Source organism: Bartonella sp. TT119HLJHH, assembly GCF_042193385.1.
In the GTDB taxonomy this organism is placed as follows: Bacteria; Pseudomonadota; Alphaproteobacteria; order Rhizobiales; family Rhizobiaceae; genus Bartonella.
The window spans coordinates 103,907-116,746 of record NZ_JBHILS010000001.1 but is presented as its reverse complement, the minus strand read 5'-3'; the positions used below and the strand labels follow the sequence as shown (position 1 = coordinate 116,746).

Here is a 12,840-nt window from a genome sequence, read left to right as displayed (position 1 = left end):
TAATGCCTTTGTCAAAGATAAATACATTGCTCCGCATAGATTTTCTCATGACGTCCTTTAAAGCATGTGCTAAAGGATGCATAATTTCATAAAAGTTAGATAGAATTAAATAGAATTTCCATGCAAAAAGCAATCCCTATAACGGCCTATAAGTCGAGTAATCTCTCTGGAAAAATTCAAATACCAGGAGATAAATCAATCTCCCATCGTTCTCTTATATTGGGAGGATTAGCAAGTGGTGAGACATATATCCACGGATTACTTGAAAGCGCTGATGTACTCAATACAGCTGCTGCTATGCAAGCTATGGGCGCCTGTATTATTAAAAAAGATGACGTTTGGATCATACGAGGAACAGGGAATGGTTGCCTCTTATCTGCACAAAAACCTTTAGACTTTGGAAACGCTGGAACAGGTGCTCGTTTGGTTATGGGAATGGTTGGCCCCTATCATATGAAAACAACCTTTATTGGTGATGCATCTCTCTCTAAACGTCCAATGGGGCGTATTCTTGATCCTCTGCGTCTCATGGGGGTTGAAATTGAGGCAACGCACGACGATCATCTTCCTTTAACACTTTATGGACCGAAAATGGCTAATCCGATTCGCTACCGTGTTCCAATAGCTTCCTCCCAAATTAAATCAGCAGTCCTGCTTGCTGGACTCAATACCGCCGGCATTACAACTGTTATTGAACCGGTTCTGACACGAGATCATACGGAAAAAATGTTAAAAGCATTCGGTGCGCAACTTGAAATAGAAAAAGATAACGAAGGTGCGCGTTTGATTCATCTTAATGGTCAACCCCATCTTACTGGGCAAACGATTCATATTCCGGGGGATCCTTCTTCTTCTGCTTTTCCAATTATCGCAGCCCTTCTTGTAGAAGACTCTGATATCACCATTGAAAATGTTTTGATAAATAACTCTCGAATAGGACTTATCGAAACATTGTGGGAAATGGGTGCTCAAATTGAATTTTTGAACCAACGCCAAACAGGTGGAGAAGATGTTGCCGATCTACGGATAAAATCATCGGTTCTTAAAGGTGTTACGGTGCCCAAAGAACGTGCTCCATCGATGATTGATGAATATCCTGCTTTGGCAGTAGCAGCAGCCTTTGCAGAAGGTAAAACAGTTATGCTAGGAATTGAAGAATTGCGTGTAAAAGAATCAGATCGATTGTCTGCTGTTGCTCAAGGATTAAAAATTAATTGCGTAGACTGTGAAGAAGGTCAAGATTTTCTTGTTGTTTATGGGAACGGTTCTACCAAAGGTTTGGGCGGTGGACATGTCTGCACACATCTTGATCATCGAATTGCTATGTGTTTTCTCATTTTTGGGCTTGTGTCAGAAAAACCTGTTACCATTGATGATAAACGAATGATCGCTACGAGCTTTCCAGAATTTATTCCTTTTATAAAACAACTTGGGGGAAAAATCGTTTGAAGCCTTTTGTTATCGCCATTGATGGACCTGCAGCTTCAGGCAAGGGAACCTTAGCACGCAAAATTGCTGCGCATTATCGCCTTCGCCATCTCGATACTGGTCTTACTTATCGTGGAGTTGCTCATGCGCTTTTACAACAAAATTTAGCTCTTGATGATGAAAATAATGCTCTTATTTACGCTAAAGAACTTGATTTTAATACTTTAAATCCTTCTCTTCTTTCTTCTCATGAACTTGGTGAAGCGGCTTCAAAAATAGCAATTAACCCTGCTGTACGCAAAGTTCTTGTCGAAAAACAACGCGACTTTGCTAAAGTTTTGCCTGGCTGTGTGCTTGATGGGCGTGATATCGGAACGATTGTTTGTCCTGATGCCGATATCAAGTTTTATATTCTAGCCAATGTTCAAACACGCGCCAAACGCCGCTACCAAGAGATTTTAAAAAAAGGTGTTCAAGCAAATTATCATGAAATCCTAGCTCAACTTGAACAGCGCGACAGTCGCGATATAACGCGCAAACAAAGTCCACTAAAACCAGCAAAAAACGCCCACTTGCTTGATACGTCAGAATTGAGTATAGAAGCAACATTTGAAATTGCATGCAGTTTTGTTGATCCAATCATAAAAATGCATATAATTGGATAAATTCGTTAAGGTAACTTCCAGCCTAGCGCTAACTTCTTTCCTTTATTCAAGGAAAAGGCTAGGGAGTTACTTATGTTAACACTAACCTAGCGCTCATACCTTATAATACAAGGTATATATTAGGAGTTCTTATGTCACAATACAATCCCACAACAGCGGATTTTGAAGCCCTTTTAACAGAATCTTTTCAAACTAATGATCTTAATGAAGGATCTGTTGTTAAAGGTCGTGTTATTGCAATCGAAAAAGACATGGCCATTATTGATGCTGGTCTTAAAGTCGAAGGACGTATTCCTCTCAAAGAATTTGGAGCTAAAGCAAAAGATGGTTCTTTGCAAGTTGGCGATGAAGTTGAGGTTTACATTGAACGCATTGAAAATGCGATGGGTGAAGCTGTTTTATCGCGTGAAAAAGCACGGCGCGAAGAAAGTTGGGTCCGTTTGGAGGAAAAATTCAATGCTGGTGCGCGCGTTGATGGGGTAATCTTTAGCCAAGTAAAAGGTGGTTTTACAGTCGATCTTGATGGTGCCGTTGCTTTCTTGCCTCGCAGCCAAGTTGATATTCGTCCCATTCGTGATGTTTCACCCCTCATGCATAATTCACAGTCCTTTGAAATTTTGAAGATGGATCGTCGTCGTGGCAATATTGTGGTCTCACGCCGCACTGTTTTAGAAGAAAGTCGCGCTGAGCAACGTTCAGAAATCGTACAAAATCTTGAAGAAAACCAAATCGTTGAAGGTGTGGTGAAAAATATTACAGATTATGGTGCCTTTGTTGATCTTGGTGGGATTGATGGTCTCTTGCACGTTACAGATATGGCATGGCGGCGTGTTAATCACCCATCTGAAGTGCTCACAATTGGCCAAACGATTAAAGTTCAGATTATTCGCATTAATCAAGATACGCACCGTATTTCTCTTGGAATGAAGCAGCTTGAAAGTGATCCTTGGGAAAGCATCAGTGTCCGGTATCCGATTGGTAAAAAAATTACGGGTGCTGTTACCAACATTACTGATTACGGTGGTTTTGTTGAAATTGAACCAGGAATCGAAGGGCTGATCCATGTTTCTGAAATGAGCTGGACAAAGAAAAATGTTCATCCTGGAAAAATTCTGTCTACATCACAAGAAGTAGAAGTGGTTGTTCTTGAGATTGATCCTTCTAAACGGCGTATTTCTCTTGGCTTAAAACAAACATTTGAAAATCCATGGGAAGCTTTTGCCAATAAATTTCCTGTCAATTCGCAAATTGAAGGAGAGGTTAAAAATAAAACAGAATTTGGTCTGTTTATTGGGCTTGAAGGCGATGTTGACGGTATGGTTCATTTGTCTGATCTTGATTGGAACCGTCCTGGTGAACAAGTTATTGATACTTATAATAAAGGCGATATCGTTAAAGCTGTGGTCCTTGATGTTGACATTGAAAAAGAGCGCATTTCTCTTGGAATTAAGCAGCTTTCCAGCGATAAAGTTGGAGAAGCCGCTGCTTCCGGCGAATTGCGAAAAGGTGCAGTTGTAACATGCGAAGTGATTGCTGTTAACGACAATGACATTGGTGTGAAATTGATTGACCACAACCTTGAGACAACCATTCGGCGTGCTGATCTTGCGCGTGATCGTGATGAGCAACGTCCTGAGCGTTTCGCAATTGGGCAAAAGGTTGATGCTCGCATCACAGCATTTGATAAAAAAACACGTAAAATTTCAGTATCGATTAAAGCTTTAGAAATTGCAGAGGAAAAAGAAGCTGTTGCACAATATGGTTCTACAGATTCAGGTGCTTCTCTTGGTGATATTCTGGGTGCAGCTTTGAAAAAACAAGAACAAGATTAATCATCAATCATTAAAGTTGGTGTTATTATTAAGGTCACTCATTAGGAGTGACCTTTTTATTTTCTAAAAAAATTGTCTGCTTATTTTTAAATTATTGAAACAAAAATTATAAATGCTTGCAAATAAAAACAAAAAGTTTGTTTTTTGTCTAACAACGGTTCACTATTCAGATAAAATGCTTAAAATTTAAATAAAAAACAATGTAATTGAATAACAATGGAACACTATGACGTGCATAATACCTTTCATAAAGTGCTTTTTTTCTCAAAAAGAGAAAAAAGATCATTTTATTAATACGGATTTTCCTCTTCGTGCAATTTATAAGGTACAGGAAGATCTTTATAACTTAGGGCATGATATAGCTTCTGGTAAAGAAATTTTACTCCCTGAATATGAAGGAGTAGGAGATTTTCGCAAGAGATTGAATGAAAATGCTAAAGTTATTCTTCATGCTTTTCATACCAGTGATTTTGCTGCCCGAAATGATGAAACCATCGCACCGTCTGCTCAATGGCTCATTGATAATCATTACACCATTGATAAAACCATACAAAAGCTGCGTCGTAATCTACCCAAGTCCTTCATAAAGCAACTGCCTCTTTCTACACATAAAGCCGGAATACCACGAATTTTTGCTTTAACTTGGCTTTATATTGCGCATACCGATAGCAGCTTTTCACAAGAGACACTCACTGCTATGACCAACGGATTTCAAGAAGTTTGTGCGCTCACAATTGGTGAATTGTGGGCTCTTCCTTCTGTTATGCAAATGCTGCTCATTGAAAATGTCCGTCGTCTTTCAGTACGTATCGAAAAAGCGCGACATATGCGCCATCTTGCTAGTCAAGTAGCTGATAAAATTTCTCTTGTAGAAAATAAAACAAATCTACACTCTCTTTTTACGCAGTATAAACCATTTACTGTTGATTCAACTTTTTCAGCACATTTATTCTATCGCCTGCGCAGTGCATCTGTCGATTCAACCGTAGCATTAACTTGGCTTGAAAAGCAATTGAAAAGCCAAGGCAGTAGCTTAGAGATTGCAACAGCCGATGAACATACCCGACAAGCAGCAGATGGTGTGACCATGGGTAATATTATCCGTGCTCTTAAAGCTATAGATGATGTTGATTGGACAGCATGGTTTGAAACAGTGAGTTGTGTCGATTCTATTTTGCGTAAAAATAGTGATTTTTCTGAAATTGATGCTCACTCACGCAATATTTATCGACAAGTCATTGAAAAAGTTTCTCGCTTTTCGCCTCTTAGTGAACTGGAAGTTGCACATAAAGTTGTAGAAATGGCAAATTCCACTTCTAAAGATATGCCTCATCATTCTTATGTGGGGTGGTACCTTGTTGATGATGGTCGTGGCATATTTGAAAAGGCTTGTGGATATAGCCCGCCTTTTTTCATAAAATGGACACGCACTTCTTGTTGCTCAAAATTGAGAGTTATTGCTGTGCCTGTCTCTTTTCTGACGCTCACTCTTTTGCTGGTAATTTACGCCCTTTTACAGCTATCTGGCATGACACAATGGATGTCTTTTTGCTTTACTGGATTGGCGCTTTTTCCTGCTATCGATGCTGCTTTTGCTTTATTTAATACTGTTGTTTCGTGGTTTGTCCCATCAAGACAGCTCATTGGTTATGAATATAAAGAAGGTATTCCCGAACATGCACGGACAATGGTTGTTGTGCCTACTTTAATGACATCACACGATGATATTGATGAGCAAGTGCACAATCTTGAAGTGCACTATCTTTCTAATCCTAAAGGAGCCATTCATTTTGCACTCATTACAGATTGGGTGGATGCTCCATTAAAAGAAACACAAGATGATCTTGATTTATTACACTATGCGCAAAAGAATATTGATAAACTCAATAATCGTTATCATCGTGATGAACTTCCTCTTTTTTTCCTTTTACATCGCCGACGCCTTTATAATACAAGCGAAAAATGTTGGATGGGATGGGAACGAAAGCGGGGAAAACTTCATGAACTCAATCGGCTTTTAAGAGGCGATAAAAATACAAGCTTTTATCCTCCCAATCCACATCTTCCTATGGATTGCCGTTTTGTTATGACGCTGGATTGTGATACACGTCTTACTCCAGAGAGCGTCACAAAACTTGTTGGAAAGCTTAACTATCCACTCAATCATCCCGTTTTTGATCCGCAAAGTGGAAAGGTTGTAAAAGGCTATAGCATTTTGCAACCGCGCATTATTCCTTCGCTTACAACAGGAAAAAAAACATCAATTCTCCAACGGGTTTTTTCTACCAACCGTGGCATTGATCCTTATGTTTTTGCTGTTTCTGATACTTATCAAGATCTTTTAGGAGAAGGTACCTTTATTGGTAAAGGTCTTTATAATATTGATGCATTTGAACAAGCACTTGATGGCAAAATTAAAGAAAATACTATTCTTAGTCATGATCTCTTAGAAGGGGGATATGCTCGTACTGCTCTAGTAAGTAGCATAGAAGTCATTGAAGACTATCCAACCACTTATAATATTGATGTTATGCGTTATCATCGTTGGATCCGCGGTGATTGGCAGCTCTTGCCTTATCTTTTTTCCCACCGTCAAATAAGTTCCGTGACGCGTTGGAAAATGCAGGATAATTTACGTCGTTCTCTTACGCCACTTATGTGGTTAATCGCAGCATTTGTAGGATGGACTCTTTTGCCATTAAAGAGTGCAATCGTCTGGCAATTATTCTTGTTGTTTAGCGCTTTCATTTCACCCATTCTATGTGTATTAAAAACGCTTGTCTCATCCAATATAGATCATGCTTTGCGTGGACATTTTCAATTAATTTGGAACAAAATTGCTCTTACAAGCGCTGATATATTTCTTAAAACGACGTTTCTTGCTCATTCGGCGTATTTTATGACCGATGCGATTATTCGTACACTCTATCGTATGACGATTTCAAAACAGCATCTTCTTGAATGGAAAACTTCTGCTGCAACAAAATCAATGCCCAATAGTTTGCGTTTCTATGTTTTTACAATGGCACCAGCATCACTTATTGGTATTCTTACTATAGCACTCCCTCTTTTTTCTGATAGTTTTGCAAGCTTGGTTGCTTTACCTTTTGGGATAGCATGGTTTTTTTCACCCTTCATTGCTTGGATTGTGAGTCAACCTTCAACTTTTCAAGATAGCCTTTATCTTTCTTCAAAAGATGAAAAAAAACTCCGTTCTATTGCACGGCGGACATGGCTTTATTATGCAACCTTTGTCAACGAACAAAACAACTATTTGCCTCCCGATAATTTTCAAGAAGATCCTGAACCTCTTGTTGCTCAACGTACATCGCCTACGAATATTGGGGTTTATCTCCTTTCTATAATTGCTGCACGTGATTTTGGTTGGATTGGTTTTGAAGAGACCATTACCCGTATTGAATGTACATTACGCTCTCTTGCAAAAATGGAAAAGTTCCGCGGTCATCTCTATAATTGGTATGAAACGGATACACTCAGGCCTCTTTTGCCTACTTATGTATCAACCGTTGATTCAGGAAATCTTGCCGGTCATTTGGTAACACTCTCTTCTGCCTTAAGTGAATGGGCTGAAAAACCGCCTCTTTTTTTTCAAAGTGATCGAGAAGGCTTATCGGATGTTCTTGCTATTCTTGAAGAAACTGTCAGAGAAATTCCAGATCATCAACCCAGTTTACGCTCTTTACGCCAAAAAATCGAAGAAAACATCACTCGTTTTCATGATTCTATCTTCACTTTTATAGAACAAGAAAATACGATTCCTTCTCACATCATGGATCTTTCACTTGCAGCCCATGATATTGTGCACTTAGTCGGTGAACTTGACCACAAAATTCAAACGATAGAATCTGCTCGTGCGCTTTCTTGGGCTAAATGCCTTATCGACACCTGTAACGCTTATCATCATGATGCGACTGCTCATTGTGATACTGAAAAATTATGTAAAAAACTAAACAGGTTGGCTATAGCGGCACGGCAAATAGCCTTTGATATGAAATTTGACTTTTTAGAACAGCCTAAACGGCACCTTTTATCCATTGGATATCGTGTGCAAGAAAACAAACTCGATGAAAATTGTTATGACCTACTTGCTTCAGAAGCACGTCTTGCAAGCTTTTTTGCCATCGCAAAAGGAGATATAAAACTTAAACATTGGTTTCGTCTTGGTCGACTTCTCATCCCCATAGGTGGGAAAGGTGCACTCCTATCATGGTCTGGATCAATGTTCGAATATCTTATGCCATCTCTCGTAATGCATGAACCTTTAGGGTCTCTCTTAGATCAAACAAATCGATTGATTATTCGTTGTCAAATACAATATGCCCATAAACGGGAATTGCCATGGGGTATTTCAGAAGCCGCATTTAATGCTCGCGATCATTTAATGAATTACCAATACGCTCATTTTGGTGTTCCAAACCTCGGACTCCAACGTGGTCTTTCACGCAATGCTGTCATTGCTCCCTATGCCAGCCTTCTAGCGGCACAATATGCTCCTGCTTGCGCTGTCGCTAATTTAAAACGACTCCGTGATCTTGGAGCTTTAGGAACATATGGTTATTATGACTCTGTTGATTTTACTCCAACACGTGTGAAAACAGGGGAAAAATACGCCATTGTACGCAATTATTATGCGCACCATCATGGCATGTCTATCCTTGCTCTTAACAATGTTATTTTTCAAGGGCGAATGCGTGATCGTTTTCACCGTGATCCCGTTATTGAAGCAACACAATTACTCTTACAGGAAAGAGCGCCTCATCTCATTCCTATTATTCATACCAAAGCTGTTAATCGTATGCGCAATAAGTCTCAAGAATTTGACGCAGCCCCTTTGCGCATTATTACAAACCCGTTACTCAAACCACGAGCAACTTTACTTTTGTCTAATGGCTTTTATTCTACCATGTTAACAGCGAATGGTTCTGGTTACAGCCGTTGGCACGATTATGCGATTACGCGCTTTATTCCTGATGCAACAGAAGATCAACAAGGTACTTTATTCTTCTTACGTGATACGCATAGTGGACGGTGGTGGTCTGTTACTGGTGAGCCAACACGTGTTATTGAAGAAGACGCTGTCAGCATTTTTACAGATGAAAAGGCTGAATATACAAAAATGGTTGATGGTATTAAATCAACACTTGAATGTCTTATTACATCTGAAGGATGTGGCGAAGGTAGACGTATTCAACTGATGAATACGACAAATAAAGACCGACTCATTGAAGTGACTTCTTATGGTGAATTAGCACTTGCCACAATGGATACAGATCAAGTTCATCCTGTTTTTTCCCGTATGTTTATAGAGACAGAAATTACTGAAGAAGGTAAAACAATTTTTGTCAAAAGGCGCAAACGCTCGCCTAGTGATCCTGAAATCTATGTTGCCCATTTTGTTTCTAGTACAACAGATATTCTCCAAGAGACAGAAGCTGAAACAGATCGCTCTCTGTTTATTGGGCGGGGGCGATCTATTCATCGTCCTGCTGCATTTGACCAAAATGCTCGTTTCAATAACAGTCAAGGTTGTGTTCTAGATCCTATTATGTCATTGCGATGCCGTATAAAAATTCCAGCCTATGGCAAAGCAGAACTTATTTTTTGGACTTTTGCTGCACATACAAAAGAAGCGTTAAATAATCATATTAAACATTATCGACAACCTGATATGTTTCAAAAAGAACTTTCAATGGCATGGACGCGCTCACAAGTCGCACTGTATCAGAGTGGAACCCAGCTTAAAGAAGCTATTATCTATCAAAAATATGCAACACCGCTTATCTATCCAGAACGAACGTGGCGTCTTCCTTCTGAAATATTAGCAAAAACGCTAGGAAAACAGTCTGATCTTTGGCCCATGTCTATCTCAGGAGACAATCCACTCTGTCTTCTTAGGTTAAATAACGAGGGAAATATAGCTGTACTGCGCGAACTCCTTAAAGCACACGAATATTGGTATATGCGTGGACTCATTGTTGATTTAGTCATTCTTAATGAACAAACATTTTCCTATATACAAAGTACACAACGCGCTCTTGAGTGGGTCTGTGAATCTTATTATCACCACACGCAAAAAGCAGATGAACGCCAACATATTTTCATGCTTCGACGCGATCAAATGAGTGAACAGAGTTTTAAAACGCTTCTTGCATCAGCGCGTATCGTTCTTGATGCCCAAAATGGTTCTTTATCTGAACAACTTAAACGACTTGATAAGAATGATTTTAATCTCACAATTCGTAAAAATTATCAAGAATCTTATAATCAATTAGACTTGCCGAGATATAACGAAGGAAAGCAATTTACAACACAAACTGAACAGAATCTTTTTTCTTCTATTGGTCTTATTAGCCAACAAAAACCCTCCTCTTTTCTCCCAAATGGAGAAGATCTCAGATATTGGAATAGTTATGGTGGTTTTAATCAGCATAATCATTATGTAATACGTCTTCGTGGACGTACCACCACACCGCATCCGTGGATTAATGTTATTGCTAATCACAGATTTGGTTTTCATGTCTCTGCTGAAGGTGCAATTTTTACTTGGGCTAACAATAGCCGCGATTATCAACTAACTCCTTGGGCGAATGATCCAACGTCTAACCGACCAGGAGAAGCACTTTATCTGGTTGATCGCCAGTCTTTAAAACGTTTTTCACCTGTTTCTACTGTTGAATGTGATGAAAATATTGTCTATGAGGCTTGTCATGGGTTTGGATTCTCAACTTTTAAATCGACACATTCAGAAATCGCATTGGAGCTGACCCATACACTTGATCCCGAAAAGCCTATTCGCTTTTCACGTCTTATTCTTACGAATGAAGGGAAAAAACCACGCAGTTTACGCCTTTATAATTATGTTGAATGGGTTTTAGGAAATGTCCGTACAAAATATGCCCCCTTTATTGTTTCCTCTTATGAGGCCAGATGGGGTGCATATTTTATTCAAAATCCCTATCACATCGAGAAATCTCAACAAGTTACATTTTTATCAGCATCCGAAATGCCAACCAGCACGACGACCAATCGCGCTGAATTTATTGGTGCAACGGGAACCGTAACACGTCCAAATGCAATCCGTAAAGCCGGTGCTCTTTCAAATACCATTGAAGCAGGATGTGATCCTTGTTCAGCATTTGCCTATGATATTGATCTTCAACCAGGGCAAACAAAAGAAATCATCTTCTATCTTGGCAGTGCTGCAAATAGGCAAGAAGCTGAAAAATTACTCAATCAAGCACGTGCAAGTGATTTTGAAATTCTGCTCACAAAACAAAAACAACAATGGAGTGATTTTGTTTCTCCTTTTCAAGTCAAAACACCTGACTCTTCTTTTAATCTTATGGTCAATCATTGGCTTCCCTATCAAATCTATGCATGCCGCATCATGGCACGTGCGGGCTTTTATCAAGCGAGTGGTGCATTTGGCTTTCGTGACCAGTTACAAGATAGCTTGTCTTTGTTATTGTTGAAACCACAGTTAGCACATGAGCAATTGTTAAATGCTGCAGCGCACCAGTTTCTTGAAGGGGATGTGCAACATTGGTGGTTGCCTGACACAAATGCTGGTGTTCGCACATACATTTCTGATGATATCGTTTGGCTTGCATATGCAACAGCTCTTTATGTCAATACCACTGGCGATAATGCCTTTCTTGATACGATCATTCCTTTTATTGAAGGTGATGTTCTCAAAAGTGGGCAACAGGATGCTTATTTTCAACCTATCCAATCCTCAAAGGTTGCAACAGTTTATGAACATTGTGCTTTAGCTTTAGACCTTGCCATTAAACGCTGCGGACCACATGGTCTCCCTCTTATTTTAGGTGGGGATTGGAATGATGGCATGAATTTGGTAGGTGTGGAAGGAAAAGGTGAAAGCATTTGGTTAGGATGGTTTCTTGGGTACACATTACAAGCATTTATCCCTTTAGCCAAAAAACGTGGTGATAACAGCCATATGCAAATATGGAGTACACACCTTGAACATTTAACAAAATCCCTAGAGGAAAACGGTTGGGATGGTGCTTGGTATCGACGTGGTTATTTTGATGATGGAACACCTCTTGGCTCTAAAATCAATGATGAATGCCAAATTGATACCATTGCTCAATCTTGGGCTGTCATTTCTCAAATGTCATCGCCTGAACGTCAAAAACAAGCAATGACATCAATGCTGGAACAGCTCTATGATAAAAAAAGCGGACTCATTCGCCTTTTTTGGCCGCCTTTTGATAAAAGTACGCTCGAGCCTGGTTATATAAAAGGTTATCCTCCAGGCATTCGAGAAAATGGTGGTCAATACACGCATGGTGCCATTTGGAGTATTTTTGCGTTGGCTGAAATGGAACAAAACGATAAAGCTTATGCTTTATTTTCTATGATAAACCCAATTACCCATGGACAAGATCCTGAAATTTATCGTGTTGAACCTTATGTGATGGCCGCAGATATTTATGCTGTTGAACCACGATGTGGTCAAGGCGGTTGGACTTGGTATACAGGTTCAGCCGGTTGGTTTTATCGCGCCGCAACACAAGCTATTCTTGGAATACAGCGTCAGGGAGACCTATTATTTTTGCAGCCACATTTACCCTCTATTTGGCCAAAATATGAAGCAACAATGAAGTTTTATGATGCCGTTTATAGCATTAAAGTAAAATGGGGACCTAAAAATATGCTCTATGTTAATAGCAAAGAATATACCGAAGTTCATACAGGGATAAAGTTACAAAAAACAGGTCAGCATGAAATTATACGTATTGTCAAATCTTAAAGATGAAAGACGAAAAAAGAGAGCAAACTTTTTTATTCTTTCCCAAAACTGTGGAGTTGTTATATTGCACCGCCTATATTAGCCGTGTTGGTGCATAATATTTTAGATTTTATGAAAC

Annotated in this window: 4 protein-coding genes; all 4 read left to right on the top strand. The window is 39.4% G+C overall.

The features are described from left to right. Positions 1-120: 120 nt before the first annotated feature. The 4 genes from aroA (at position 121) to ACFIJL_RS00350 (ending at position 12,722) form a co-directional block, all read left to right on the top strand. Positions 121-1,449 (top strand): 3-phosphoshikimate 1-carboxyvinyltransferase, encoded by a 1,329-nt coding sequence (aroA, locus tag ACFIJL_RS00365; protein ID WP_375621995.1) that lies wholly within the window; start codon positions 121-123, stop codon positions 1,447-1,449. Next, entirely contained in the window at positions 1,446-2,093 is a 648-nt protein-coding gene (gene cmk / locus ACFIJL_RS00360; protein ID WP_375621994.1) for a (d)CMP kinase, read from the top strand. The genes aroA and cmk overlap by 4 nt, the downstream gene beginning before the upstream one ends. Positions 2,094-2,224: 131 nt before the next feature. Continuing rightward, positions 2,225-3,925, top strand: a complete 1,701-nt coding sequence (rpsA, locus tag ACFIJL_RS00355) for a 30S ribosomal protein S1 (RefSeq protein ID WP_026500132.1) — start codon at positions 2,225-2,227, stop codon at positions 3,923-3,925. A 226-nt stretch (positions 3,926-4,151) separates the two neighbouring features. Beyond that, positions 4,152-12,722 (top strand): GH36-type glycosyl hydrolase domain-containing protein, encoded by an 8,571-nt coding sequence (locus tag ACFIJL_RS00350; protein WP_375621993.1) that lies wholly within the window; start codon positions 4,152-4,154, stop codon positions 12,720-12,722. Positions 12,723-12,840 lie beyond the last annotated feature (118 nt).